Below are 25,719 nucleotides of genomic sequence, written 5' to 3'. Positions count from 1 at the left end.
TTCAGATTTTTTTTGCTTTTATAATGATTATGTAATATTATCACAGTGTGTTAATTTTGGAGGGTTGAAAGAACTATCGATTTCGCCTCTTATCAGCCACTAAATCTTCTTTTTCAATATGATAACCTGATTGATCCAAAGCTTTAAGGATTAAAAAGCGTTTTGTAACGCGTTTATTGGCCGCGATTTGAGTCAGTTGATTATCCAAATATATCGGGATCATCAATCGTAATGAAGCAATTTTCTTATCAGAATGATGCTGTAAATCATTCTGTGAGAAGCAGTCATTTGACTGTTTTGATGCTTCTTTTCGTATAGTAATCGTATAGTCACCATCATTGGCAGCGAATGTTTCTGTTTCATTCTCTGTTGATGGATAGTTTTCTTTTTCAACCATATTTTAAATCGTTATACTAAGATTATTTAAGTTATGTCATGTATAAACGGTATTACATCTATACATGTACACATTATCATGTTCATTTATATACATACACAACATTACAAATCAACTATTTTTTTATCGATACGAAATCGTATGTGTCAAAATGGGTTCATTACTTACGAATAAAATAGAGTTGAGTTTTATAAAATATAAAATTGATTTATAGATTTAGTAGTAAATTTACAGCTCTTGACAATTATATTTAAATAATTCTTTTATTTAACTCTAATTACAATAATATTCCTGATTTCTTTTTATTTAGGCTGTTGGCTTTTGAGGTATGGCAATGTGTTTTGAACTATAGTGAATTTCGAACAAAATTCTTAAACGAGATCTAAATATACAATATATTGTCGAGAATTAAGACAGTAGAAAATTTACTATTACGAAAAAGATTTATATTTCCAATAGACGATTATGAATGAAGAATGTGATCTCTTAATTTTAAGATTTTAAATCGATTTGGATCAATCAAAATATCATCTCAATTACTATAAAATATTGCCTATTTGAAATGAATTTGTCTTTAGACGAGCAAATATTATATAGATTACAACAACAAAAACTAAGTTTTATAGGGATTTAAGAGTGGTGCCCAAGGGCGGAATCGAACCACCGACACAGCGATTTTCAGTCGCTTGCTCTACCGACTGAGCTACTTGGGCACTGATGATTATTCACTGTTTCGGTCTCTAGTGAATGACTGTATGTAAAGCATTTACCCTACATTGTGATTGGGATCAAGTCTTTCTTTTAAAGAATTTTCTAATTCTTCTATTTCATCTTCATCTCTGGGTTCAGAGCTCAGACGATAATCTCCAGAAAACCAACGACTTAAATCAATATCTGCACATCTTTTTGAGCAAAAAGGGGTATAGTCTGACACGATATTTTTTTTACAAATAGGGCATTTTTCTGATGAATTACGCATATTGATACTCCCATTGTTGGATTGCAAAGGATGGATCTGATTCGAGCGTCAAAGAAACAGCACATCTTTTTTCAAAATGATTAATCGCCCATGAATCATTTTGCAATGATTGTTTTAAGGATAGGCTGAGCGTCAGCGTAAGATGGTGATATTGGTGATGAGAAGCGAGGCTCTTAAATTGATGCTCTAACATCCCCAGAATTCGGATTGCCTGCCCATGATAAGAGGCCAATAATTCATGGAGTGGGGGACGTTTGCGAGGGCGAGTCATTTCTGCTAAACCCAAATTGGTAAATCCAACGAAACGGGGTTGCAAAGGATCAAGGCGTAAATTTCTTTCAAAATCCTCTTGGAATAAACGTCGTTTCTTAATGGGTAATCCCGCCATGTCAACGATAATTGCGCCAGACAAATTACGTAATCTTAATTGATGTAATAATGTTGGCAAGGACTCTTTGTTAGCATTAAATTGCGCGCGCAGTTTACTTTGCTTATCATTACTTTGTGTGGCCGTATCCATATCGATGGCGACCAAAGCTGGGGTTGGCGTAATACTGGCACGCATTCCCATTGGAAGTTCGACCTCTGTTGTTTCTAATAAGTCGATTTGTTCTAATATTTCTGAATTGACTGACTCTTTGGAGCGTTTAACCCTTAGTTTATACTCAGTCGGGATAAGCTGGATAAGATCAGGCTCGTCGATACGAATTTCAGCATCAGGAAACCGTTGTGCTAGCTCTTCAAAAGGGGAAAGTCCAGCATGAAGGCGTTGAGGTGTTTTTTCTGAGGGCATAGGATATTCTGAAATATTGCGCGCATCTAAACGCACCCCTTTGCCACCTTGAGCACTACGAGTTATGCGAACCATCACCCAGTCGCCTTCGAGTAATGGCTTTGCGGAGGGATGATGGGGAAGAAACCCAGAAAAATCTTTTCCTAATGCGACAAAAGCTCCACCCAAAGCAGATGCATAATGATCTACACGCCCTAGATAAACATCGCCAAATCCATCTGGATGCCCTGGATACCATATTGCAAAGTCTAAGAGTTTTTGTTGGTCAATAACGGCAATACGAACGATGCCAGGGGAAGAGAGTAATTGAATGGTAGGCATGCTGATGGATTCCAACATTATTCGAATAAAAATATAGATTAATCTTATTGATAGCAACTTTTAATGACAGTGACTGTCAAATAATTATTTAAAATTTCAATAAGCTAATCTAGTGGAAAACAAATTAAAGAATCAATCCATGCCCACGCAATAATTGTGCCGTCTCAAATAAAGGAAGGCCTACAATATTACTGTAGCTGCCACTAACGGCTTGGATGAAAGAGGCTGCTATTCCTTGTATGGCATAAGAACCAGCTTTATCTTTCCATTCCTCACTGTCCAAATAATGCTCCAGTTGCTTTTCGCTTAAACGAGAAAATTGCACCATACTGTAAACTTGTCGAGAGGAAATTTTACCTGTTTGTGTATTCATCAAAATTACACTGGTATAAACACGATGTCTGCGACCAGATAGTAAATTTAAATGTTTTTTTGCCACTTGGCGCTCGGATGTTTTGTTCAAGATTCGTCTGCCAGCAGCAGCAATCGTATCGGCTGCTAAAATAAAAGGAACGGTTCCTTCAATTTGTTGTGCAGCAACAGCCTTAGCATTGGCCAAACGTTGAACATAGACCCTTGGTAATTCTTGTTTTAGAGGGGCTTCATCAATGTCGGTTGCAATGACTGTTTGTGGGGCAATACCAATCTGCTCCAACAGCTGTAACCGTCTGGGTGAGGCAGAGGCAAGAACAATTGGCAGTTTGGTAACGTTATAAGTCGACACAGCGTTACCTATTTTTATGGATATTATTTAAAGCGGAAGGTGATGCGACCTTTGCTGAGGTCATAAGGGGTCATTTCCACATTTACACGATCGCCAGCCAATACACGAATACGGTTTTTACGCATTTTACCACTGGTATGTGCCAAGATAACATGTTCATTATCTAACTTCACACGAAACATAGCATTCGGAAGCAGCTCTGTTACTGTTCCACTAAATTCGATCATATCTTCTTTAGACATTTGTAAAAATTTTGTCCTTGTTTATATTCATAATTTTAAACTGCCACAACATAACGACTATTTCTTGAAAAAGTCTAGCTTTTATTTGCTTAAACTCTTTAAACGTTGCGAAATACTTAACGCGTGTGCTGTTAATCCCTCGGTATTGGCAATGGCAACGGCTGCTGGACCAACATTTTGGATCCCTTTTTTATTGGATTTCAGAAAGGTCGTCCGTTTCATAAAATCAAATATAGAGAGACCAGAGGAGAACCTTGCCGTACCACTGGTTGGCAGAACGTGATTAGGACCACCAACATAATCGCCGATGGCTTCTGGGCACCATTTGCCAATAAAGATCGCGCCTGCATGACGAACATCTTCAAACAATGTGTTCGATTCTTTGACCATTAATTCTAAATGTTCTGGGGCAATTTGGTTAATCAAATTTGCTGCTTCTTTCCAAGAGTCGACAACAATCACTGCGCCATGATGATCCCAGCTGACCTGAGCAATCTCTTTACGCGCAAGGGTTTTGAGTTGTTTATCAACAGCTTTAATGACTTGATCAGCGAATTTCTTGTTATTAGTGATAAAAATAGACTGCGCCATTTTATCATGTTCTGATTGCGCCAATAAATCCAAAGCAATATGAGTTGGATCATTATCTTTGTCTGCAACGACAACAACTTCAGAAGGGCCAGCTACACTATCAATTCCAACCAATCCATAAACTTGACGTTTTGCTTCGGCGACATAGGCATTGCCTGGGCCAACAATATAATCCACCGGAGCAATCGTTTCTGTACCAAACGCCAACGCAGCAATCGCCTGAGCCCCACCAATACGATAAATCTCGGTAATACCCGCTTTATGAGCCGCAGCCAAAACTAATGGATTTAAATGACCATCAGGCGTAGGAACGCACATCGCCAATCGTTGAACCCCAGCGACTTTGGCAGGAATGGCATTCATTAAAACAGATGAAGGATAGGCAGCCGTTCCACCTGGCACATAAAGCCCAGCTGAATCCATCGGAAGCCATCGGTATCCTAACTCAAAACCACTATCATCTTCATAGTGTAAATTAGGAGGTAGCTGCCTTTTATGAAAGGCTTTGATTCTTTTAGCCGCAACGTCCAAAGCATCCATTAATTCAGCAGGAATTTGCTTGCAGGCTGCTTCAATTTCTTCGTCTGTTACGCGCAAGGTTTGCGGTGTCAAAGACAAGCGATCAAACCGTTTGGTATAATCACAAAGCGCTGTATCACCATTTTTTTTGATATTTTCTAATATTTCGGTGACTGGTTCTTTAACCGCAGACGTGTCCATTGCTCTGGCTGTTAATAGACGCTTAAAAACAGTTTGAAAATCAGATTGTGTTGTAAATAAATATTGCATGACAATAACGCTCCAATTTACGCAACGGATTGAGGGGATAAGATTTGGCGAAAACGTTCTGTTAACGCGTTAATGCGGACAGATTGGGTCTTTAAAGCAGTTCGATTAATGATTAAACGGCTAGATACATCAACGATTGTTTCAACTTCTTGTAACCCATTGGCTCTTAATGTGGAACCTGTATCGACTAAATCAATAATCAAATTAGATAATTTTAAAACAGGTGCAAGTTCCATCGCACCATGTAAATGAACAATATCAGCTTGTACACCTTTTTTAGCAAAAAAACGGCGTGTTAAATTAGGATATTTGGTTGCCACACGGATTTCTGACCATCTGGCAGGATCACCTAGGTTTTTATCTTTGGTATTTGCAAGTTGCGCCACAGATAAACGACAATGACCGATATTGAGATCCAAAGGTGCATAAATATCTGGATAATCAAATTCCATTAAAACGTCTGATCCACAAACCCCAAGAGAAGCCGTACCAAATGCAACAAAAGTCGCAACATCAAAAGAACGAACGCGGATGATATCCAGTTCTGGATCATTGGTTCTAAAACGCAACAAACGGCTATCTGCATCAAAAAATGCAGGTTCTGGAATAATATTTGCCTTTTCAAGTAAAGGAATACAGGCTTTTAAAATTCTTCCTTTTGGAAGAGCAAGGATCAAAGAATTATTGTTCATGTCAGATACAGATATTATTTGGCTTTTTGATTGTTGAAAATAGAAGATGATGAAAATGAAGGAGACGGCGTTGGTTTAGGAGCGGGAGGAGTGGAGCTGTTTTTATTAACCCCACCTTTGACGACATAACCTTCAACAATAGGCTTTGTAGTAGGTTTTTTCATGTTTATTCTTCCTGCTCGTCTTGATATTGAGGAAATTCTATCACAATAGAATCGATCTGTAATGATACATACATATATGGTGCATTATAAAGCTCAATACCAGCTAAGTCATATGTTTTTACATCCAGTAAAAAAAGTTCCCTTATATCGTTGACTTCTGAAAAGGCTTGGATCGTCCCAGAATATATTATTTGTTTATCATAATCTTTGATATGTACATATTTCATTTTATCGGAATTAAAAACAAAATCCCATACATCTTGATCGCCGTATCTATTTGTAGCTCGAATTGTTTGTAGGAATCTAGTAATTAATTTATAATTTTTTACATATAACCATATTATTGACGAAATAGAAGCAATGACAATGGCCCATAATAATTCTTGCAACACACGATTATTAATGATGGTCGTTTTGTCTGTTTCGCTCATTAAGATAAAAGATTGATTAAAAATTTTAAAGATGACGAATTCAATAAAATAAGTGAAAACGCCAAAGACAAAGGCTCTGATAACAAATTGATTTTCAGAAGACTTTCTTCTTTTCGCAAAGTCGATGTCAATCTTTGCCCATAAGAAACCGGGCAAAAGTAAAATGGCGATCTGTAAAAGAAAAAAGTCAATTTTCATTCTTTAGAGATGCCTTGTTATATGAATGTGTATAAAAACCAGATTATAGCGAGATTATGTCAATATGATCTGGTTTTTGATTGTGTTTTTAGCCAGTTTAGCTTTTGATCCGTTCAATATTTGCACCACAAGCAGCCAGTTTTTTCTCTACGGCTTCATAACCACGATCCAAATGATAGACACGATTTAAACTGGTTTCCCCAGCAGCAGCAAGACCAGCAAGGATCAACGAAAATGATGCACGCAGGTCAGTTGCCATAACGGGTGCTCCAGACAAAGAATGAACCCCACGAATAATCGCAGAGGAACCGTGAACATTAATTCTGGCACCCATACGGTTTAGTTCTGGCACATGCATAAATCGATTTTCAAAAATCGTTTCTGTAATCATGCTGGCACCTTCTGAAATAGAAAGGAGTGCCATAAATTGTGCTTGCATATCGGTTGGAAAACCTGGATAAGCCTCGGTCATAATATCGATACCGCGCAAGCTGCCTGTACGACGCACACGAATAGCATTCTCTTCTTGGAAAACTTCAACCCCACATTCTTCTAAGGCATGTAAAACAGAGCCAAGATACTCTACTTTAGCACCAATGAGGCGCAATTCCCCACCTGTAATCCCTGCTGCACAAGCATAAGTGCCACATTCAATACGGTCAAATAAAACAGAATGTTCTGCGCCATGTAATGACTCAACACCGTCAATAATAAGATGACTGGTGCCTCTACCTTGGATTTTTGCACCCATGGCGATTAAACAGTCAACCAAGTCACAGATTTCTGGTTCACGAGCGGCATTTAAAAGCTCTGTTCTTCCTTTTGCAAGGGTGGCTGCCATGACAGTATTCTCGGTTGCTCCAACGGATACGAAAGGAAATACAAAGCGTGTGCCTGTCAACCCTTTGGGGGCTGTTGCATTAATATATCCGCTATCAATTTCAATTTCTGCTCCCAAAGCAGTTAATGCTTCGAGATGAAGATTAACGGGGCGTGTTCCAATCGCACATCCACCCGGTAAAGAAACGCGAGCTTTGCCACAACGTGCCAATAAAGGCCCCAATACCAAGACGGAAGCACGCATTTTGGATACGATATTATAAGGGGCTTCGGTGTTTGTGATTTCGCCTTTGAAAGAATAACGATGTGGGTCTTTGCTATCAATATTGATGTCAAGACCATGTTGATGGATCAAATCACACATGGTTTTAATATCCACGATTTGTGGCATATTCTTTAACGTCAGGGTTTCAGAGGTCAAAAGCGCACAAGGCATAATGGCTAATGCAGCATTTTTCGCACCACCAATAGTAATATCACCATGTAGGGGTTTTCCCCCACGAATTAAAAATCGATCCATAGTTTTTTCAGTTTCTTTATCTAATTATAAACGTGGAGTGGCAACGCCTGTTTGCCCCATATATTTCCCTTTTTTATCAGCATAGCTGATGTCACAAGGCGCGCTGCCTTGGAAAAAGAGAAATTGACAAATACCTTCATTGGCATAAATCTTGGCAGGAAGAGGGGTTGTATTGCTGATTTCAATGGTCACTTGACCTTCCCATTCAGGTTCCAAAGGGGTGACATTGACAATAATACCGCATCTGGCATAGGTGGATTTACCAAGACAAACAACCAAAATATCTCTGGGAATACGAAAATATTCAATCGTATGCGCCAAGGCAAAGCTGTTGGGTGGAATAATACAAACATCGGTCTTGCGCGTGACAAAACTGTTGGATGAAAAATTCTTAGGGTCAACAATCGCATTATCAATATCGGTAAATATTTTAAATTCATCTGCGATACGAGCATCATAGCCATAAGAGGACACACCATAAGAAATAATGCCTTCACGATGTTGTTTATCCGCAAAAGGTTCGATCATTTTATGATCTTTTGCCATTTTCGTAATCCAACTGTCAGGCATAATAGACATGAAGTGGTTCCTCTTTAATCGTTCGCGATGATGAGCTGTTCAATAAACAACCTTAGGGATTCAAACAAGTATTATTTTTAAGAAGCCTAAGATTGTTGCTCTTTTTTATTACGTTTCTGTTCTTTTCGGCGTTTCAGATTTTCTCGTAACGCCGCGGCTTCTTTTTCACGGCGTTTTTTCTTAGCTTCTGTTTCAGCTTGTTCTTTTGCAGAGTTATTCATGGGAATAGAATCGCTATTTTGCATGTTTCACAGCATAAGCAGCCGCAGCACCTAGCAAACCAGGTTGAGGATAGGTGAGTAACTCAACGGGCACTTGTGCCAACATTCTTTCAAAACGACCTTTATCAACAAACCGTTCACCAAAACCAGATTGAGGTAAGTAGTCAGCCAATAGTTGACCAATGCCACCACTAATAACAACACGATTAGCCAAATGCACCAACGCAATATCAGCACAGATTGTACCCATATTTAAACAAAAGCGTTCTAATGCAGCTGCGGCCAAATGGTCTGTACCTTTTAAGGCAGAATCCCACAAATTGCTGTCACTGTGATGACTGACGGGCAGTCCTGCACTGGCAGCAAGTGCGTCATAAATATTCCCAAGGCCTGGGCCTGAAATAATACGCTCTGCGGATACACGGCGATAATGTTGTTTCAAATAACGTAAAATACTAATGTCAATATGGTCACATGGCGCATAAGTAATATGTCCCCCCTCACTGGGAACAACACGATATGAATCATCGTCAAACATTAATGATGCCACACCTAAACCAGTACCAGGTCCAACAATCGTGGTAACGCCTGTTGGTTTTTCTTTGCGTTTTGGGCCAAAAATATGCTTTAAATATGAGCCATCGCTATGTGCCGCAGCATGAGCGACTGCTTCAAAATCATTAATTAAAATAATTTCATTTAATTCTAATTGTTCTGCTAGCAATGCAGGACGAATAATCCAAGGACTGTTTGAGAATTTAAGAATATCCCCACGAATAGGACATGCAATTGCCATCGATGCTGCTTTTGGTAAGGCACGACCGATTTTCTGCCCAAAGGCATCCCATGCGAGTTGTAAAGTAGCGTAATCGGCTGTTTTTAAAATAGTTTCATTATCAATGGATAGCACAGTACCATTTTGAACTTTTGCAATGGCGAAACGGGCATTTGTTCCCCCAATATCGGCAACAATGACTTCTTTGGCATTATCACCAGAAGCGGTTTGAGTGTTTTTGTCGGTCATAATGAATATCCTGTATAAAATAGATTTTAACTGTAAACCGAATAATTACGAATACGAATTACTTATTTGGAATATTTAGTCGGCGCAGGCAATGATAAACGTAGATCAGGGTGACTTGATAACATTAATTGCATGGCTTGATATACATGTCGTAGCGATAAAGATTGAGAATAAGAAGAAGGGGTAATTAATCTTGCTTTGCGTGAAGTAACTAAATCATTTAAAAATGCTTGTCGATCTTGACCATAGATGGTTGCTCGATAAAAGCAGTTTTTGATCGTTTTATGATCTAAGATCAGATTCAATCCTAATTTTTCACTTTTATCTTTGATATAAAAGATAATTCCAGTATCGGGCCAAACAGGGGTTACGGCATCAAGAACAATTCGGTCTGGTAAAAATGAAATGTACAAAACGGGAACCATATCCATGCGTGTATTCCACCACATCAATGTGGGCGGGTTACTTTGTGGGTTATAACGCCATTCCCCATATTTTGGATAAGAAAGAGGGGATATTGCACCGTTTTGCATTTGTGAATCAGAAGGGGATGATGAAACGGCATGCGCAGAAACTGAAAATGCCGAGCATGTTACAAAGCTGGCTAATAATATACCAACTATTTTCCAACGATGAATAAGGGAATGAACCATAAATTTACCTCTTGCTGATTTAATCTTACCGATTATGAGTTATAATACAATAAATGAAAATTAATTATTTGTTATTGCTTTGGCTTTTTCGAAATCTTTCTTGGTTTTTTCTTTGATTTTGTCGACTTCGCCTTTGGGGCTCATGATGCATTTCCGCCAGATTTTATCTTTGTCATGTTGATCTGGGTCGTTACTGCCCCAACACCAGCCTTTCTTTTCCATTTGTTTCAATAGATCATTTCTTCTTAAACAAATATCAGTCCTAATTTTTTCTTGGCCAGGCTTGGTCATGGTTAGGCATTGTTTAACGTAGTAATTTGTTTCTTGATATAATGGAAATAGTTGGGGTGACATTCCATCCAAAGGAACAAATGAATCATCTTGAACTTCGTTTAACGCCAAAGGTTTGGGGGCAATTAAGTTGTTTTGGCGAATCAATTGGATAAAATCATTCATTGCAGACCGCAGACCATCTGTGCTGATGGGAATTGAGGTCAATGTTGAAAGGTTAATAACCATTGGGGAATCGCTTTCTAAAGCAGAGACCAGCTTGTCAATATTTTGCGTATAAACAGCGGTTGAGAATTGAACCCAGCCTTTACGGTCGCTAATTTTATTTAAAACGACGGAAACATTTTTGATATTCCATGTAATAAATGGCAGTTTTAAGGCCCTATTTTCTTTTTTCTTGGCCACAACATCAATGCTGATCATATGTGCTGATGGTGTGATATACAGTTTAATCGATGAATTAGGTTGTTGCCACAATAAGCTGGTGTAGGGTTGACCTGCTATGATGCTCCAATTTCCATAAGTATTATTATGCTGTAGTTGATAACCGTTATCTTCATCTAGCAATGCAGGTGCTGGAAAAGAGAGTTTAGACGCAGCAGCAGTTGTAACAGGCTGCTGAGCCATGGCTAAAGAAGAAGAGAGCAAACTTACGCTAATTATAGTAGGGATAGCTCTTAAAAGTGATTTCTTACACATTTCATACCTTATTTCATCAAAACGCTCTATAATACGAAAAGATGATAAGAAAGCAAAGGAGTTTTCTTTGTTTTCTATAAAACAGATTTAGTCATTGATATAGGTCATAAATCATCGTTTTTTGTTATATAGAATAGATAAAGTAAACATGGTCTATTTTGATATAATAATAAATAAAAAAATTGTTAGATAATGTAATCAGAACATTATATAAAAAAATAGCTTTTTAATGAAAATAATTGTATTATACTTTTTTTGAAATTCATTATTTTATTTATATCATAGGTAAAGAATATGGAAGCCAACCAATCTGTAGATTATACAGATATGTTGTCTATTTGCCCACAGGCATTGGAAACATATCAGCAACGTGGTGTGAACGATGTTCTTGCGGCATATGACATTGGAAATGTTTTAATTACCAATCATTTTTATGGCGAAGCAGCTTTTTTCTATAAACTTGCATATAATATGCACTCTAAAAGCCCGTCAGAACATCCATTAAGTCATGTCCTATGGATGATCCGAATGGTTGCGCTTTTAAAAGGAGGATTCCCTTTAAAAGATGAAGATCTGGAACAGTTAAAAGGTCTCAGTATTCCTTTTTATAATTACGTCACAGGTTGGAAACATTATAAAGATAACCATGACGCATTATCTGCCGTTTTGATGATGGGGAATTGTTACGAGGAATTTCCAACTGGTGAAGGTGCTGATCGTACCTACCTTTCAATTATGATGGATTTGTTTAATTTTAGACCTCAATTATCAGTACAAGGCAGAACCTATGCCAACAGTATGATTCAGGTGATTCCTAATAATCTATTTATGTATTGGGATGAAGACGTTTCTGAAGATAGAAGTAATTTTGAGTATCATCAACAATTAGGATATTTTAATTGCAAAATTTTCAGTAAAACAGAGGCAGTCGATTGGCTGTATCAAAATTACGGTATTGAAGCAAGACAACTCTTTCTTTCTTTAAATTCGCCCGTTGAAGCCGAAGATTTTTTACGTGTTCACGTGATTAATCAATATGGTGGTTGGTGGTTGGGAACGGGACTTCGTATAAAATCAGTAGAGCAGTTTTGTACAGTTTTACCAACAATGTATGAACATGTGTTTTTCTTGGCTGACATTGACGTTGTTCATAATGATTTCTTTGGCTCAGTTGCGAATAGTCCAATTCTGAACGAATGTATTCGATCTCTATATCATAATTGTTATGTTAATCCTAGTTTGTTTCCAACCTATAAAACAGGTCCTGGTATTTTCAATCGTGCCGTTAACAGAAATCTTTATCGTTGTTTAAAAGGGCAAGGGCAACGACCTTCTTTGATTATGTTAAATCATCAAGAATTATGGTGGCAAGTTATCGAGACAAGTCATTCAACGCAATAAGAATATTGAATAATCAGTATCTGACTAAATAAAAAAGCGCGTCACTCACAGCGCTTTTTTTGTATACTAGAATTCGATAATAATGGGAACGTGGTCAGAGGGTTGTTCTTTATCTCTTTCAGCTTTATCAATGGTAAAGCTTTTTAATTGCTCAGCAATTTTTGGTGACAGCAAAGCATGATCGATCCTTAGCCCAGCATTTCGTTGCCATGCCCCTCTGGTATAGTCCCAGAAGGTATAAAGCGTTTCTGTAGGATAAATGGCGCGCAATGCATCGGTCAATCCCAGCCATAATAATTGGTAAAATCCGTTACGGCTTTCGGGTTTGATCAACGCATCTTCGGCAGATAAAGTTTGCGGTGCGTAATCTTGATTGGTGGGGCAAATATTAAAATCCCCAGCAAAGATGCAATCTTGTTTATGCTGCAATAAATGCTCTGCACGGTTAATAAGTGCATCAATGAAATGCAGCTTTCTTTGAAAGCCTTTTTCACCTCCTGAATTGCCATTGGGTAAATATAAATTACATAAAGTAACCCCTTGGCTTTCAATTTCCAGATAGCGTGCTTGGGGTTCTTCTTCGTTCAAGTCTGGTAAAACCGTATGGTTCAGTTGAAAAGGATGTCGACTTAAAATTGCAACGCCATTATAGGCTTTTTGTCCATTAACGATGACTTGATAGCCCATTTCTTCGAATATTTCTGTAGGGAATTGTTCATTTTGGCATTTAATTTCTTGTAAAAACAACCAATCAGGTTGTTCTTTGGTTAACCATTGTTGAACATGAGTATGGCGTTGGCGAATAGAGTTAATATTCCAGCTGGCAAGTTTCATAAAATAGACCTAATTTACCGTATAAAGTTGATTTCATCAGATGAATAAAGTTTACTAGGGTTTAAAGATATATCATAGTTATTATGAGATTATTTTTAATATGGGTAATTACTTAACAGAAGAGTGAAAAAATGGATTTAGCAGTTTATGCAGTGCAAGAGGCGACTGCTAAAGGACGAGTATATCCAGAAGCGGAATCCTCATCAGGGCGCACGCCGTGGCAGAGGGATCGGGATCGTGTGATCCATTCGACTGGATTTCGAGTATTACAATATAAAACTCAGGTTTTCGTAAATCACGAAGGGGATTTTTTCCGTACTCGATTAACGCATTCTTTGGAAGTCGCACAAATTGCGCGTTCGGTTGCCAGATCTTTGCAACTTAATGAAGATTTAACCGAATGTTTGGCGTTGGCACATGACGTGGGGCATCCTCCTTTTGGGCATGCAGGCGAACATGCATTGCAAGAAGGGATGAAAGATTATAATGGCTTTTCTCATAACGACCAATCGTTACGACAAGTGACTCGGCTGGAACAACGATATGTTGATTTTGACGGATTAAATTTAACGTGGGAGAGTTTGGAAGGACTAGCCAAACATAATGGCCCAATTTTAGATCCAGATCCTTATTTAAAAGCGTATAATCAGTTCTATCCTTTGGAATTAACCAGTTATGCCTCTGCTGAAGCTCAAATTGCTTCGATATCCGATGATATTGCCTATCACAGCCATGATTTAGATGATGGGTTACGGGCTGGATTATTACAGTTTGATGATTTGAAGGATTTACCTATCGTGGGGCAAGCTTTATACGAAGCCAAGCAAGTCATCCAAGAAAGCCCAGCAACAGAACATCAGCATAAACGCTTACGTCACGAGATGATAAGACGGGTTATTAATATATTAGTCAGTGATTTAAAAAAACAAACGGCGCTGAATATAAAAGAGTTATGTCCTAAAAACTCTGATGATATTCGATATGCCAAAACAGGTGTGGTGCAATTCAGTCCAGAGATCGGGCATTCTAATCAAGAGATTCGTCAATTTCTATATAAAAACCTATATTATCATTGGCGTGTCAAACGGATGAGTCGTAAAGGACAATTATTGGTCAAAGAATTATTTGAAATTTTATCGACCAATATGGATTTATTACCCACAGAATGGCATAGTCGCCTAGAGAACGCCCTGAAAACCAAACAACAATCAGGCGCGTTCCGTGTGGTGGCGGATTATATTGCGGGCATGACGGATCGCTATGCGATGGAAGAATATCAGCGTTTGACGGATTTAGCGGTATTGGCTTAAGATTTTTTCTGGGATAAATGAAAAGATAGAATGGCTTTTTTGATAATGCTTATGTAAATAGGGAAGGATAGATTCCTTGCTTTTGAGAAAGATAGTTTTTAGATGATTAATCATAATCTGTACGTTTTCTTCCGCCACTATGTTTTGGAAGCCTTGCGGCAGACCGTGCCTGATTTACCCGAAGCCTTATTGGAACGGGTTGAATTAACTCCCACCAAAGACCCCGCACATGGGGATATGGCGACGAATGCTGCGCTTATTATTGCCAAGGCTGTTAAGCGTCGACCTCAGGAATTAGCGCAAGAACTCGCAGATTATCTAAAGAAGATTGATGGAATAGATGACGCCGAGCCAGCAGGGCCAGGGTTTGTCAATTTAAAGATTGCACCTTCTATTTTTCAAAAGCTGGTTTCAACGATTTTACAGACAGGCGAATCTTTTGGTGCCAGCACAATTGGTCAAGGGATCGCTGTCAACGTCGAATATGTCTCTGCCAATCCAACGGGACCAATGCATGTGGGACATTGCCGAGGTGCTGTGGTCGGGGATGTTTTGGCTAATTTAATGGCTAAGGCAGGGTTCGATGTTACCAAAGAATATTATATCAATGATGCCGGCACCCAAGTTGTGGCATTGGTATGGGCGGCGTATTGGCGATATTTACAAGCCTTAGGTCAAGATCTTTCTGCGGAAGAATTTGAAGAGGAATATAAATCTTATATGGCTGGTGGGTTACAATACCAAGGCGATTACTTGGTTGCTGTGGGTCAAGCATTAGCTGAGGAATATCAAGATTCTTTTGAAAAAGAAGAACCATCATTTTGGTTTGATAAAGTCAGAGCATGTGTTTTAACGCATATGATGGACAGCATTCGTGAAGACCTAAAAGCACTGGGTGTTCATCAAGAAATATTTGTATCAGAACGGTCTATTTTAGATTCTGGCAAGGCTGACGAAGCTTTGCAAATTTTAAAAGATAAAGGGTTGCTTTATACGGGTGTCTTGGAACCTCCCAAAGGCAAAGTGATCGAAGATTGGGAACAACGCCCGCAGACTTTGTTTAAATCAACCAATTATGGCGATGATGTCGATCGTCCTTTGCGTAAATCCGATGGAACAGCAACCTATTTTGCGAATGATATTGGGTATCATTATGATAAAATAGAACGTGGCGCAAAAATCCTGATTGATATTTGGGGGGCAGATCACGGTGGCTATGTGCCACGTATGCGTGCAGCCATCAAAGCATTAACCGATCAAAATCCAGTTGATTTCGAAGTGGTGTTATGTCAAATCGTGCGTGTGGTGCGGAATGGCGAAGTCGTTAAGATGTCTAAACGAGCAGGGACGTTTGTCACGCTGCGAGATTTGATTGACGAGGTGGGTAAAGATGCAGTGCGCTTTACGATGCTGACACGTAAATCAGACGCACAAATGAATTTTGATCTGGAACAAGTCATTGCACAAACACGCGATAATCCTGTATTCTATGTTCAATATGCGCATGCAAGATGTCGTTCTGTATTACGCTCTGCTGCTGAGGCGATGGGGGCAGATGCACTCAAACCAACAAAGTTAGCTCAACAAGAGCTGACCATGTTAAAAAGCGATTCAGAGCTAAATTTGATGCGTCGTTTGGCGCAATGGTCTCGTATTGTTGAAAGTGCCGCGTTGACCAGAGAGCCACATCGTATCGCATATTATTTAACAGAAGTTGCCTCAGATTTTCATGCTTTATGGAATGCTGGGCGCGATGATGCTACACTACGTTTTATTCAAGAGGATGACTTGTCAGGAACGATGGCTCGTTTGGCATTGGTAGAAGCCACAGCGTGTATTATTCGTTCTGCAATGATGATTTTAGGTGTTGAACCAGTAGAGGAAATGAGATGATCGATCCAAATTCACCAGACCCTTCAAAAAGAAAATCATTTTTTGATGAAGATTCGTTGGATGATGGGGGTAATAATCCTTCTCCTCATCCAGAACAACGGGTTTATAATGATCGTGAACGCATGGCTTCACGCTATCATGATGACGAAGAAGAGGATTATGGAGATCAGGATTATGATCGTCGCAAATCACCTCGACTGGGCTTTATGAATTCTTTTGGCGGTGGGAATAATGGTGGGGATACAACCCGTCGTTTAACCTATGCTGCTGGGGGGATTGGTGCGTTACTGGTTGTTTTCATCGGTGGGTGGATATTCTTTAAGTCATCAAACTCTGGAATTCCTGTTTTTGAACCCCCAGCAGAAGTAGCAAAGGTTAAACCTGTCAATTCTGGAAATGTTGAAACCATTGGTATGGGTATGGGTGAGAACGGCTTAAATGGTAATGTCCCCAGTGCGAATGCACCAAATGGACAGCCAGGGTTGGCCTCTGGACCAGAACAAGCCAACCCACAGGCACTTGCTGAACAATTTAATCATCCCCCAGCAGTTAAGCCACCTCCAGCGCATCACACAACCACACCGACGACATCTGCGGCAGCCTCTAAACCAGAAACAGAGAATAGTGCTACTGTAGAAGCGCCTCCTAAACATGTTGCGCGTCCAAAGCATCAGCCTCAGCATCACGCTAAAGAGAATAAAGAGACCAAAGCACCAGAACCTAAAAAAACAACAAAAAAAACTGAAGCTCATCAATCTTCATCAGGTAGTTTTGGAATACAATTGGCTTCACTTGGGTCTCATGAAGCTGCGCAGAAACAATGGCAAGTCTTGAAAAAGAAAGCGCCTGAAGTACTTGGGAAATATTCCCCTTCTATTCAAAAAGCAGAAGTGAATGGTAAAGATGTGTATCGTTTACGGGTCAAAGGATTGGCTTCCAAAGCGCAAGTGAATACAGTATGTGGTCAGTTAAAAGCAAAAGGCGTTGCTTGTACGATTGCGTATTAATGATTTAACCGTTTGATGTCAGAATTAATTGATATCGGGTTGGAACAAGGGATTGGGGAAACCGAATCCTTTGTTGTGCATTTAGATGGATTTGAAGGGCCATTAGATTTGCTGTTGCAGCTGGCTCGTACGCAAAAAGTGGATCTGTCCAAAATCTCCATTTTACAACTCGTCGAACAATATTTAGAAATTATTGAATCTGCACGTAAAATTCGTCTGGAACTGGCGGCGGATTGGCTTGTGATGGCGGCATGGTTAGCTTGGTTAAAATCTTGCTTGTTATTACCAGAAAAGCCTATTGATGGTGAAGAAACCGAATACGCTGTTGATCTATTACAAGAACGTTTAGAAGCATTGGAACATATCAACAAAGTTGCGAGATGGATGAATGATCGACCTTTGTTGGGAAGCGAAGTGTTCACTCGCGGTTATTATGAAGATCATACAGAAATTGACTCTTCTGGGGTCGTTTTGGATATTTCGCGTTTTATGAATGCATATGTTGGTGTGGCGCGGCGAAAGTCTAAAAAGAAATCATGGAGAATACGCTCGTTTAATTTTTGGACGGTTCGGGATGCGTTATCCCGATTAAAACGATTATTAGGGCAAAATGACGTTCCAGGTTGGCATGTTTTAGACGCATTTTTACCCAGCTATACGTCATTACAAGAGCCTGGGATCACGATTGATATGATCTCTCGTCGGGTAAAAGCTGCATGGAGTGGCACGTTGTTGGCAGGGTTAGAGTTGGCCAAAGATGGTCAAATCCAATTAAATCAAAAAGAGCAATTTGGACGTATTCAATTGAAGAAAGCTGATGAAGAGATAAAGCAATGACCGTCATTCCAATATTGTTCAAAGAAGTGCTTGAGGCGTTTATTTTTTCTCAGGAAAACCCAGTCTCTGAAAAATCAATGATCGAGCTGTTGACAAAAAACGCTGTATCCTCAGAAGATATGACGGCATTAAGTAACGAACTACAATTAATTTTAGAGCAATTACAACAAGAATATCAGAATAAAGGCATTCGATTATACAATATAGCAGGCGGATGGCAGTTTAGAACTGCCGAGGAATTAGCTCATTATTTGGTTAAAGTCATTAATAAACCAAAACGTCTATCTCGTGCAGCAATGGAAACATTGGCGATTATCGCGTATCATCAACCTTGCACGCGTGCAGAAATCGAAAATATCCGTGGTGTGAGTTTAGGGCAAAATGTCTTGGACAGTTTATTGGAAAGTGTTTTAATCAAACCCTGTGGGACGAAAGCCGTGCCAGGTCGTCCGATCTTATGGGGGACTACTCAGGATTTTTTAAGTTATTTGGGGTTAAATAGTTTACAAGATTTGCCCAAGAAAGAAGATCTGTTTGCAGATATTCCCTATCAAACTTCGTAAGAATACACGAATTTATCTGGATTTTCTGGTCAGAACCCGTATAGAAAGAAATATAGAATAGATGTTTTGTTGCTGTGAATTCGAGGGATTGGAAGGACAAAAAAAGTAATGTTTGGTTTTTCCTGGGCAGAGCTCCTTTTGATTGGAGTGGTTGCCATGGTTTTTATTGGCCCCAAAGACTTTCCCAAAGTATTGAAATGGCTGTCCGATGTGATAAAGAAATGTCGAAAAATGGCCAGCGAATTTCATAGCCAAGTGGATGAGGTGATTAAAGATCCTGATTTAAAAGAGGCGAAAGACCAATTACTGCAATTACGAAATTTAAATGTCAAAACTGCTATTTTAAATACGATTGATCGTGATGGGTCTTTACAAAGTAATTTACGAGATTCGCCTTTGTCACAAACAGCGATGAGTTCCCCAGCCACAGATTATTCAGAAATCGCCCAAGGGGAAATCAAGCCTATTCCAGGAATGGTTGATGATACCAGTAATGAATGGGAAGTTGAAAAAGAGATTGATTATGAAGCGTTGGAAGCCAAAGACCCAGCACCATCTTTTCTTCCGCCTCATATCGCCCAACGATTACAGGTCAGGCGTGCGGCACCCCCATCCCCTGCAATGATACCGCCCCATATTTCTAAATATAAAGAACAGAGATGGTCATGATCGATCAAGAACAAACAGAAAGCTTAAACGATAAAGCCATGCCATTGATGGAGCATTTCGTTGAGTTGCGTCGTCGATTGGTATGGTGTGTTGCGACGTTACTCATTACTTTTGGATTTTGTTATCATTTCTCTCAGGAAATATATTTATTCTTAGCCCATCCTTTAGAAGCTGCGATGAAAGCTGATGGTCAAAAACCACAGATGATTTATACGGCTTTGTATGAAGCCTTTTTTACGAATATCAAAGTGGCTTTTTTTGGTGCAACTTTTTTATCTTTTCCGATGATTGCAACCCAAGCATGGATTTATATTGCGCCAGGATTATATAAAAACGAAAAAAGAGTTTTTGCACCTTTTTTAATTGCAACGCCTTTTTTATTCTTATTGGGTGCTGCTTTGGCTTATTTCTTTGTTTTTCCGATGGCTTGGAAGTTCTTTTTGTCTTTCCAAGTGGGTGGGCCTGACAATGTCATGCATATTGAGCTACAAGCCAAAGTATCTGAATATTTAAGTTTGGTGACACGGTTAATTCTGGCGTTTGGTATTGCGTTTGAGCTACCTGTATTATTGACATTGATGGCCAAAATTGGATTTGTAACGGCGCAAAAGCTGAAGAAATTTAGGCGATATGCGTATGTGATTGCGTTTATTATTGCGGCGGTTTTAACACCACCAGATGTGATTACTCAAGTTTCATTGGCGATACCATTGATTTTATTATATGAAATTTCTATTTTTTCCGCTCGTCTCGTAGAGCCTAAATTAACTGAGGAGGATGAATAATGCATGATTTTCGTGCGCTGCGTACTGACCCAACGGCTTTTGATCAAGATTTAGCACGTCGAGGGTTACCTCCCGTCAGTGATGAGTTGCTGAAATATGATGAGGAACGCCGTTCTTTACTGAGTGAGCTTCATACTAAACAAGCGGATCGTAATAATTTATCCAAACAAATTGGGCAATTAAAACGCGATAAACAAGATAGTGCCGAATTAGAAGCACAAGCAATCGCCTTGCGGACAGAATTAGAAACTATTCAAACCAAAGCAGATGCGCTGGATGCCAAGATTTTTGAAATTCTTGCCAGCTTACCTAATCGTTTGGCAGAGGAAGTGCCAGAGGGCGCGGATGAGAATGAGAATATTGTAATTCATCAATGGGGTGAACCGAAGGATTTAGGATTTACGCCGTTACAGCATTTTGACCTTGGTGAAAAGCTGGGGATGATGGATTTTACGGTGGCTTCTAAATTGTCAGGCGCACGCTTTAGTATTTTAAAAGGGTCATTGGCTCGTTTAGATCGTGCATTAAGTCAGTTTATGTTGAATTTGCATACTGAGGAGCATGGTTATGTCGAACATATTGTTCCTTTGTTAGTCAATGAACAAACCATGTATAACACGGATAAATTACCTAAATTTGGCGATCAATCCTTTTGCACCAAGGATGATCGTTGGTTAATTCCAACAGCGGAAGTGCCTTTGACGGCGATGCAAGCGGATGAATTGATTTCTGTGGAAGAGCTTCCTATTCGCAGGACTGCGGTGTCTGCCTGTTTCAGAAGTGAGGCAGGGGCTGCGGGCAAAGATACACGCGGGTTAATTCGTCAGCATCAATTCTATAAGGTGGAAATGGTGAGCGTCACCACCCCAGAGGAAAGCGAAGCTGAGCATGAACGGATGACGCGTTGTGCAGAAACAGTCTTGGAAAGATTGGGATTACCTTATCGTCGTATTTTGCTTTGCTCTGGCGATACAGGATTTGGCGCAGCGAAAACATGGGATTTAGAAGTCTGGTTGCCAGGTCAGCAAGCTTGGCGTGAGATTTCATCTTGTTCAAATACCAAAGCTTTTCAAGCCCGTCGTATGAATGCTCGCTTCCGTCCAAAAGCTGAAGAAGGGAAAAAAGTATCTCCTGAATTTGTACATACCCTTAATGGTTCAGGCGTTGCGGTGGGACGTGCGTTGGTTGCTGTAATGGAAAACTACCAAAACGCTGATGGCAGCATCACCGTGCCAGAAGTGTTGCGTCCATATATGGGTAGTATCGATAAAATCGGCTAGAATTTAAAAAACTCCCCGTTACCTGCTGTATGATGACAGAGGTAAGGGGAGGTTTTATATTATGAGTTAGTATGATTTTAACCTATTTCTTTGTAATCACCTTTTCAGCTTCTAATACAAATGATTTGCGTTCAAATTTACCATTTTCATATGAACCTATCGGTTCCTTTGAACCTTGGTAATGTATACTTGTTACTATACTTTTATAAAATGCTATTCGGTTAGAGTGAGCCTTTTTAAATGCCTTTTTTATTCCTTTTTTAGAAAATTCGGCTCTGGTCACATGTGATGTATGTGCTGGAAGTAGAGTTAATTTCTTTAATAAATCTGTTAGAGGCAGTCCTGGAGGAGTAACGGGACCGACAGGTTCTCCTGTCTGAATATCTTTTAAATAAGACTCCGATAAGTAAGCTCGTATTGCTTCGAGTGGAATTTCTATGTTTTGATCAGAATTATTGGTAATCAGGATATCCAGAAGGAATGGATCTTGTCCTGAGTAAATGCATTGTGGATTATTTGGACATTCCATTGATAGGCTTAGTATATTATTATCGTTTGCAGTGACGCTTTGAGCCTGAGTGTGGTAAATTGTCAAAAGGGGTATAGTTAATAATATTGCAAGTATTTTTTTTGATTTTTTAATAAAATATAGCATGAATATTGTTCCTTTTATCTTTTATAGTTAGGTAGGTCTCTCGCATCACATGTTATATTTTGTTTTCTTAAAATAATATCACATTGATACCGTTTATCATTAATAGCTTGTTTATGGAACGCCACATATTTCTCTGTACCAAAAGATTATTGGCTAATGGTTTGGATATAGGTCGTTAGAATTTAAAAAACTCCCCGTTACCTGTTGTTTGATGACAGAGGTAAGGGGGGGGACTATTTTTTAGGATTGTATAAATGGATTTGATCCAAATTAGTAAAAGATAACCAGCATGCTTTTATAGAATTTCTATTTTGAGTTTCTAGATCACAGTCTGCATATAAAATGTCATTTTCTAAGTCAACGTGGTAATAGTGAATGCTAATATTTTCTGAGAAATCACCTAAATTACCTGAGTAATGTAATTGATGAAGTTCATCTTTATTTGTATCGAAATTAATATTAAAGCTTTTTATTGTGCCTGATTGGGGTAAAAAATAATCATAGGCTGTACGAAAAAGGTCATACTTGACAAGATTACCTTGATAAGTGAAAATTACCAAGGTTTCCATATCTTGTTTAAAATCACCTGTAACGCCTGTAATTTTTTTAATGTCTTGCTTACTATAGCGCCCTTTATAATTAAAAAAATAAGCTTTATCCCATTTAAATGATGTAATTTCATGTAAATGAATTTTACAGGCTTTTTCTTGGTAACATTTTTTATCGATGGATGAAAATAATTGTTGCTCTAGGCTAGGATGGATAAATGATGTTAACCATGTACCTAATAAGAATAAAACGAATAGAAAAACTGGAATTAAAATAATACATATCAATATAAATAGAACAACACAAATTATTTTTATAACAGCGTAAATCAGTAGTATTAATTTTTTTATTAATTTAAATGACACTATAAATAATCTTTTTATTCTTTCTTATCTTAAATGCACTTGGTTTAAATTTGAACAAAGAGCTAAGGCTTCCGTCGTATAACCTTTATAATAACTTCCATGGGAAAAAAAACTGATATATAATAAATCGTTTGTAGGGGTTAATTCATAATAAGCTATTTGAAAATTTTTCTTGAATTTTATTACTGTTCCAAAGTGTCCTTTATCTTGAAATATACTTGAGCGTAAATCTACAAAAAATAACATATCAAAATATTGACTTTTAGAAGGACTGTCTAGATAATCTGGTTCAAGGTATGGATCAAAAAAGCCATATTTTACAAGTTTGCCATGATAAATAAACATAGCGAAAGTTTTGTATTCCTGATTCTTGATAGTTTTATATTTTTGTAGATCAAAGAAAATCCCTGTAATTTTTTTTATATCTTGATTACTGTAATAGTTGTTGGATGAAAAAAAATAAGCTTTATCCCATTTGAAGTTTGTTATTTCATGTAAATGAACTTTACAGGATGATTGCAAATCACACTTCTCTTTACTAACCTTAAATAGTTGATCATCCAACGATGGAAATAGCCATGCATATAGGTAGAATATAGCTATTACTATACAGACTATACACGGAAAAAATAAAAATATTTTTTTTTTGTCAATTTACGAGAACTGTATGTAGATATTGTCATATTACTGTATTTTCATTCCAGTTGAGAGGAAAAGTATAATGCTCTTTCGTTTTTTTACCTGATTCATCGAATTCATTAATATAGACATTTTTCATATGATCATATTGTTCTTTAGTAATTCTGGTCTTAAGAACATGATATTTTCCTCCTATTTTTTGAATAGTATATAAACAATCAATATAAAATTGATCTAACATACCAAGAGCAAGATCTCTTGCTGATGTCCCTTGCGGATATTTTAAACCAAGATTACGTCCAATTTGATTATTTAACAAGTCTGCAGTTTCATCTGCTTGTATAAGAGCACATTCTTCTGGTTTTTTGTTCGAATCACATCCTTTTCGATTAGGATTACTTGATGATTGTTTATAATCGTCTGGGTCAAAAATAAATTTTTTGTTTTTAAGTGCATCTGGATTCGCCTCGTGAAGATCTACAGCCGATTTTGTTGCTGCTACACCCAAGGCTGATAGCTTACCAGTTATATCAAAACCAACGGCGTGTATATTTAACATATTCCATAATGCATGTCTTGCAGCATTGACTTGTGTTCCGTCGATAGGACCATGCCATGATTCTGTTATTTTTGTTTCACTTGTATATCCTATTTTTTTCTCTTTTTTATTCCATTTTTCATCAAATTTTTGATAGAAAGATAAAGCTAAACCGCCTCTATCAATGCCTGTACCACCAGCTTCAGCAAAACGTATAGCAATTGCAGAAGTATCATTAGCATTTTTTATACCCAGTCCTGTTTGTCCTGCTATTAATATCATTTGTATGGAATATGCTATGAATAATGATGCTTCTCTTGCGTGTACATTATTATATGGAGTGTATTTTACAACAAACCTATCGTCAATTTGATTATCATTTTCTAAGCAGTGTGTATCTATATATACTCCTCTTTTTTTGGCTTCTAACCTCATTTCATTTGTATAGTTTTTATCGCATTTTTCTTGTTTAAAGTTCCACATATTTCCAGAAGAAAATTTATCAGGTGCTCCTTCCCAAGACTGTCGATGGCTCATTTTATTGTTTTTGTCCCATGATGGCATCATGATATTCCTTTCTTAATCTTCATCGTCTATTTCAGCATTCAAAACACTCATAACGATTTCTTTAGCACTCTCTTCACATACTCCAAACTCTGGATGATATTCAAAGAAAGCTGTGACCGAGGAGGAATCATCATATTGATCCTCGGCATTAATGGTGAAATTAGAAATTCTGACATCTTTGCAATAAAGGGGAAAGAAAATATCGCTATATTGTGCGAATTGCTCACTTGCCCATGCATCGTTAAATCGAACAACAAAGGATTTCGCCATTTGTAAAGCCGCGATATTTCCTGCCCCAACAAAGGACATATTCATGGTAATCTCTGATCGGGCCCATAGGATTTTATGTTTATCTGTATAACGCGTTTCTGTGGTTGAGATTTGATTTTCATCGATAATTTGTAAAACAACATAAGGGGGTTTCGGGGTTGCTACTCTATTATTCAAGCCCTTGATAATCTGTAATTTTGCCCCTTTGATTGGAATGGCTTTTTGAATAAATTTCCCGACGATATTATACATTTCTTTATAGCTTAAATTCTTAAGCTCTGGGAATTCTCCATCGTTTGGAGCTTTGGCTGACACTTGGGCAGGGGTTTTCTTTTTACTCATTTTGAGTCTCTTTCATGTTAAAATAAGATTGTAATTTGAATCATTTGAACGCAGCGATGGCGTTGGG

General features: G+C 38.3%; 30 protein-coding genes and 1 tRNA gene. 9 read left to right on the top strand and 22 right to left on the bottom strand.

Annotation, left to right across the window (positions count from 1 at the left end):
- Positions 1–73: 73 nt before the first annotated feature.
- The 16 genes from PQG52_RS08525 to PQG52_RS08450 form a co-directional block, all read right to left on the bottom strand.
- Positions 74–397: a hypothetical protein gene (locus tag PQG52_RS08525; protein ID WP_271829008.1), complete on the bottom strand. Its 324-nt coding sequence runs from the start codon at positions 395–397 to the stop codon at positions 74–76.
- A gap of 637 nt (positions 398–1,034) precedes the next feature.
- A tRNA-Phe gene (locus PQG52_RS08520) sits at positions 1,035–1,110 on the bottom strand.
- Positions 1,111–1,163: 53 nt separating this feature from the next.
- A complete protein-coding gene (locus PQG52_RS08515) occupies positions 1,164–1,376 on the bottom strand; it encodes a DNA gyrase inhibitor YacG (protein WP_271829007.1) in 213 nt (70 codons plus the stop codon).
- On the bottom strand, positions 1,369–2,490 hold the full coding sequence (locus PQG52_RS08510; RefSeq protein WP_271829005.1) for a ribonuclease E/G: 1,122 nt from the start codon (positions 2,488–2,490) through the stop codon (positions 1,369–1,371). Before PQG52_RS08510 ends, PQG52_RS08515 begins: the two co-directional genes overlap by 8 nt.
- Positions 2,491–2,614: 124 nt before the next feature.
- Entirely contained in the window at positions 2,615–3,214 is a 600-nt protein-coding gene (locus PQG52_RS08505) for a Maf family protein (protein WP_271829003.1), read from the bottom strand.
- Positions 3,215–3,237: 23 nt separating this feature from the next.
- Entirely contained in the window at positions 3,238–3,456 is a 219-nt protein-coding gene (gene infA / locus PQG52_RS08500) for a translation initiation factor IF-1 (RefSeq protein WP_003623225.1), read from the bottom strand.
- Positions 3,457–3,537: 81 nt separating this feature from the next.
- Positions 3,538–4,836, bottom strand: coding sequence for a histidinol dehydrogenase (hisD, locus tag PQG52_RS08495; protein ID WP_271829001.1), 1,299 nt, complete (start codon positions 4,834–4,836; stop codon positions 3,538–3,540).
- A 17-nt stretch (positions 4,837–4,853) separates the two neighbouring features.
- On the bottom strand, positions 4,854–5,528 hold the full coding sequence (gene hisG, locus PQG52_RS08490; protein ID WP_271829000.1) for an ATP phosphoribosyltransferase: 675 nt from the start codon (positions 5,526–5,528) through the stop codon (positions 4,854–4,856).
- A gap of 14 nt (positions 5,529–5,542) precedes the next feature.
- On the bottom strand, positions 5,543–5,692 hold the full coding sequence (locus PQG52_RS08485) for a hypothetical protein (protein ID WP_271790032.1): 150 nt from the start codon (positions 5,690–5,692) through the stop codon (positions 5,543–5,545).
- 2 nt (positions 5,693–5,694) lie between these two features.
- A complete protein-coding gene (locus PQG52_RS08480; protein WP_271790031.1) occupies positions 5,695–6,321 on the bottom strand; it encodes a DUF6338 family protein in 627 nt (208 codons plus the stop codon).
- 97 nt (positions 6,322–6,418) lie between these two features.
- Positions 6,419–7,681 carry a UDP-N-acetylglucosamine 1-carboxyvinyltransferase gene (murA, locus tag PQG52_RS08475; RefSeq protein ID WP_271828999.1) on the bottom strand — a complete coding sequence of 421 codons (1,263 nt, stop codon included), beginning with the start codon at positions 7,679–7,681 and terminating at the stop codon, positions 6,419–6,421.
- A 24-nt stretch (positions 7,682–7,705) separates the two neighbouring features.
- The gene (gene dcd / locus PQG52_RS08470; protein WP_271790029.1) at positions 7,706–8,260 is read right to left on the bottom strand and encodes a dCTP deaminase; all 555 of its coding nucleotides are present in this window, start codon (positions 8,258–8,260) and stop codon (positions 7,706–7,708) included.
- Between the two features lie 86 nt (positions 8,261–8,346).
- Positions 8,347–8,505 (bottom strand): hypothetical protein, encoded by a 159-nt coding sequence (locus tag PQG52_RS08465; protein WP_271828998.1) that lies wholly within the window; start codon positions 8,503–8,505, stop codon positions 8,347–8,349.
- On the bottom strand, positions 8,495–9,505 hold the full coding sequence (gene glk, locus PQG52_RS08460; RefSeq protein WP_271828997.1) for a glucokinase: 1,011 nt from the start codon (positions 9,503–9,505) through the stop codon (positions 8,495–8,497). Before glk ends, PQG52_RS08465 begins: the two co-directional genes overlap by 11 nt.
- A gap of 62 nt (positions 9,506–9,567) precedes the next feature.
- A complete protein-coding gene (locus PQG52_RS08455; protein WP_271828996.1) occupies positions 9,568–10,158 on the bottom strand; it encodes a hypothetical protein in 591 nt (196 codons plus the stop codon).
- A gap of 60 nt (positions 10,159–10,218) precedes the next feature.
- Positions 10,219–11,148, bottom strand: a complete 930-nt coding sequence (locus PQG52_RS08450) for a hypothetical protein (RefSeq protein WP_271828995.1) — start codon at positions 11,146–11,148, stop codon at positions 10,219–10,221.
- Between the two features lie 294 nt (positions 11,149–11,442).
- Between PQG52_RS08450 and PQG52_RS08445 the strand changes: the two genes are divergently transcribed.
- Positions 11,443–12,549: a hypothetical protein gene (locus PQG52_RS08445; RefSeq protein ID WP_271801990.1), complete on the top strand. Its 1,107-nt coding sequence runs from the start codon at positions 11,443–11,445 to the stop codon at positions 12,547–12,549.
- Between the two features lie 66 nt (positions 12,550–12,615).
- On the opposite strand, the gene xth is transcribed toward PQG52_RS08445, so the two are convergent.
- On the bottom strand, positions 12,616–13,383 hold the full coding sequence (gene xth, locus PQG52_RS08440) for an exodeoxyribonuclease III (protein ID WP_271828993.1): 768 nt from the start codon (positions 13,381–13,383) through the stop codon (positions 12,616–12,618).
- 131 nt (positions 13,384–13,514) lie between these two features.
- On the opposite strand from xth, the gene PQG52_RS08435 reads away from it, so the two are divergent.
- From PQG52_RS08435 to serS, 8 genes are all read left to right on the top strand, one after another.
- Positions 13,515–14,693 (top strand): deoxyguanosinetriphosphate triphosphohydrolase, encoded by a 1,179-nt coding sequence (locus PQG52_RS08435; RefSeq protein ID WP_271828992.1) that lies wholly within the window; start codon positions 13,515–13,517, stop codon positions 14,691–14,693.
- Positions 14,694–14,798: 105 nt separating this feature from the next.
- Positions 14,799–16,586, top strand: coding sequence for an arginine--tRNA ligase (argS, locus tag PQG52_RS08430; protein ID WP_271829034.1), 1,788 nt, complete (start codon positions 14,799–14,801; stop codon positions 16,584–16,586).
- On the top strand, positions 16,583–17,593 hold the full coding sequence (locus PQG52_RS08425) for an SPOR domain-containing protein (protein ID WP_271828990.1): 1,011 nt from the start codon (positions 16,583–16,585) through the stop codon (positions 17,591–17,593). The genes argS and PQG52_RS08425 overlap by 4 nt, the downstream gene beginning before the upstream one ends.
- Before the next feature lie 15 nt (positions 17,594–17,608).
- A complete protein-coding gene (locus PQG52_RS08420) occupies positions 17,609–18,430 on the top strand; it encodes a segregation and condensation protein A (protein ID WP_271828989.1) in 822 nt (273 codons plus the stop codon).
- Positions 18,427–18,993: an SMC-Scp complex subunit ScpB gene (scpB, locus tag PQG52_RS08415; RefSeq protein ID WP_271828988.1), complete on the top strand. Its 567-nt coding sequence runs from the start codon at positions 18,427–18,429 to the stop codon at positions 18,991–18,993. Before PQG52_RS08420 ends, scpB begins: the two co-directional genes overlap by 4 nt.
- Before the next feature lie 108 nt (positions 18,994–19,101).
- Positions 19,102–19,662, top strand: coding sequence for a Sec-independent protein translocase protein TatB (gene tatB, locus PQG52_RS08410; protein WP_271828987.1), 561 nt, complete (start codon positions 19,102–19,104; stop codon positions 19,660–19,662).
- On the top strand, positions 19,653–20,447 hold the full coding sequence (gene tatC / locus PQG52_RS08405) for a twin-arginine translocase subunit TatC (protein ID WP_271828985.1): 795 nt from the start codon (positions 19,653–19,655) through the stop codon (positions 20,445–20,447). The genes tatB and tatC overlap by 10 nt, the downstream gene beginning before the upstream one ends.
- A complete protein-coding gene (serS, locus tag PQG52_RS08400) occupies positions 20,447–21,727 on the top strand; it encodes a serine--tRNA ligase (protein ID WP_271828984.1) in 1,281 nt (426 codons plus the stop codon). The genes tatC and serS overlap by 1 nt, the downstream gene beginning before the upstream one ends.
- 82 nt (positions 21,728–21,809) lie before the next feature.
- Here the strand turns inward: serS and PQG52_RS08395 are convergent, their stop codons facing one another.
- From PQG52_RS08395 to PQG52_RS08375, 5 genes are all read right to left on the bottom strand, one after another.
- A complete protein-coding gene (locus PQG52_RS08395) occupies positions 21,810–22,382 on the bottom strand; it encodes a hypothetical protein (RefSeq protein ID WP_271828983.1) in 573 nt (190 codons plus the stop codon).
- Between the two features lie 233 nt (positions 22,383–22,615).
- Positions 22,616–23,296 (bottom strand): hypothetical protein, encoded by a 681-nt coding sequence (locus tag PQG52_RS08390; RefSeq protein WP_271828982.1) that lies wholly within the window; start codon positions 23,294–23,296, stop codon positions 22,616–22,618.
- A gap of 24 nt (positions 23,297–23,320) precedes the next feature.
- The gene (locus PQG52_RS08385; protein ID WP_271828981.1) at positions 23,321–23,860 is read right to left on the bottom strand and encodes a hypothetical protein; all 540 of its coding nucleotides are present in this window, start codon (positions 23,858–23,860) and stop codon (positions 23,321–23,323) included.
- Positions 23,861–23,975: 115 nt separating this feature from the next.
- Positions 23,976–25,040, bottom strand: coding sequence for a DUF6973 domain-containing protein (locus PQG52_RS08380; RefSeq protein WP_271828980.1), 1,065 nt, complete (start codon positions 25,038–25,040; stop codon positions 23,976–23,978).
- A 12-nt stretch (positions 25,041–25,052) separates the two neighbouring features.
- On the bottom strand, positions 25,053–25,652 hold the full coding sequence (locus PQG52_RS08375) for a phage neck terminator protein (protein WP_271828979.1): 600 nt from the start codon (positions 25,650–25,652) through the stop codon (positions 25,053–25,055).
- Positions 25,653–25,719 lie beyond the last annotated feature (67 nt).

Origin of the sequence: Commensalibacter communis (genome assembly GCF_947179105.1) — a bacterium.
GTDB lineage: Bacteria > Pseudomonadota > Alphaproteobacteria > Acetobacterales > Acetobacteraceae > Commensalibacter > Commensalibacter communis.
This window is presented reverse-complemented; position numbering and strand designations above follow the sequence as displayed.

Bases quoted from the DNA above. Each gene is read 5' to 3' on its own strand.
- PQG52_RS08525 (WP_271829008.1), bottom strand. From the start codon at position 397: ATGGTTGAAAAAGAAAACTATCCATCAACAGAGAATGAAACAGAAACA.
- PQG52_RS08515 (WP_271829007.1), bottom strand. From the start codon at position 1,376: ATGCGTAATTCATCAGAAAAATGCCCTATTTGTAAAAAAAATATCGTG.
- PQG52_RS08510 (WP_271829005.1), bottom strand. From the start codon at position 2,490: ATGCCTACCATTCAATTACTCTCTTCCCCTGGCATCGTTCGTATTGCC.
- infA (WP_003623225.1), bottom strand. From the start codon at position 3,456: ATGTCTAAAGAAGATATGATCGAATTTAGTGGAACAGTAACAGAGCTG.
- hisD (WP_271829001.1), bottom strand. From the start codon at position 4,836: ATGCAATATTTATTTACAACACAATCTGATTTTCAAACTGTTTTTAAG.
- hisG (WP_271829000.1), bottom strand. From the start codon at position 5,528: ATGAACAATAATTCTTTGATCCTTGCTCTTCCAAAAGGAAGAATTTTA.
- PQG52_RS08485 (WP_271790032.1), bottom strand. From the start codon at position 5,692: ATGAAAAAACCTACTACAAAGCCTATTGTTGAAGGTTATGTCGTCAAA.
- PQG52_RS08480 (WP_271790031.1), bottom strand. From the start codon at position 6,321: ATGAAAATTGACTTTTTTCTTTTACAGATCGCCATTTTACTTTTGCCC.
- murA (WP_271828999.1), bottom strand. From the start codon at position 7,681: ATGGATCGATTTTTAATTCGTGGGGGAAAACCCCTACATGGTGATATT.
- dcd (WP_271790029.1), bottom strand. From the start codon at position 8,260: ATGTCTATTATGCCTGACAGTTGGATTACGAAAATGGCAAAAGATCAT.
- PQG52_RS08465 (WP_271828998.1), bottom strand. From the start codon at position 8,505: ATGCAAAATAGCGATTCTATTCCCATGAATAACTCTGCAAAAGAACAA.
- glk (WP_271828997.1), bottom strand. From the start codon at position 9,505: ATGACCGACAAAAACACTCAAACCGCTTCTGGTGATAATGCCAAAGAA.
- PQG52_RS08455 (WP_271828996.1), bottom strand. From the start codon at position 10,158: ATGGTTCATTCCCTTATTCATCGTTGGAAAATAGTTGGTATATTATTA.
- PQG52_RS08450 (WP_271828995.1), bottom strand. From the start codon at position 11,148: ATGTGTAAGAAATCACTTTTAAGAGCTATCCCTACTATAATTAGCGTA.
- PQG52_RS08445 (WP_271801990.1), top strand. From the start codon at position 11,443: ATGGAAGCCAACCAATCTGTAGATTATACAGATATGTTGTCTATTTGC.
- xth (WP_271828993.1), bottom strand. From the start codon at position 13,383: ATGAAACTTGCCAGCTGGAATATTAACTCTATTCGCCAACGCCATACT.
- PQG52_RS08435 (WP_271828992.1), top strand. From the start codon at position 13,515: ATGGATTTAGCAGTTTATGCAGTGCAAGAGGCGACTGCTAAAGGACGA.
- PQG52_RS08425 (WP_271828990.1), top strand. From the start codon at position 16,583: ATGATCGATCCAAATTCACCAGACCCTTCAAAAAGAAAATCATTTTTT.
- PQG52_RS08420 (WP_271828989.1), top strand. From the start codon at position 17,609: ATGTCAGAATTAATTGATATCGGGTTGGAACAAGGGATTGGGGAAACC.
- scpB (WP_271828988.1), top strand. From the start codon at position 18,427: ATGACCGTCATTCCAATATTGTTCAAAGAAGTGCTTGAGGCGTTTATT.
- tatB (WP_271828987.1), top strand. From the start codon at position 19,102: ATGTTTGGTTTTTCCTGGGCAGAGCTCCTTTTGATTGGAGTGGTTGCC.
- tatC (WP_271828985.1), top strand. From the start codon at position 19,653: ATGGTCATGATCGATCAAGAACAAACAGAAAGCTTAAACGATAAAGCC.
- serS (WP_271828984.1), top strand. From the start codon at position 20,447: ATGCATGATTTTCGTGCGCTGCGTACTGACCCAACGGCTTTTGATCAA.
- PQG52_RS08395 (WP_271828983.1), bottom strand. From the start codon at position 22,382: ATGCTATATTTTATTAAAAAATCAAAAAAAATACTTGCAATATTATTA.
- PQG52_RS08380 (WP_271828980.1), bottom strand. From the start codon at position 25,040: ATGATGCCATCATGGGACAAAAACAATAAAATGAGCCATCGACAGTCT.
- PQG52_RS08375 (WP_271828979.1), bottom strand. From the start codon at position 25,652: ATGAGTAAAAAGAAAACCCCTGCCCAAGTGTCAGCCAAAGCTCCAAAC.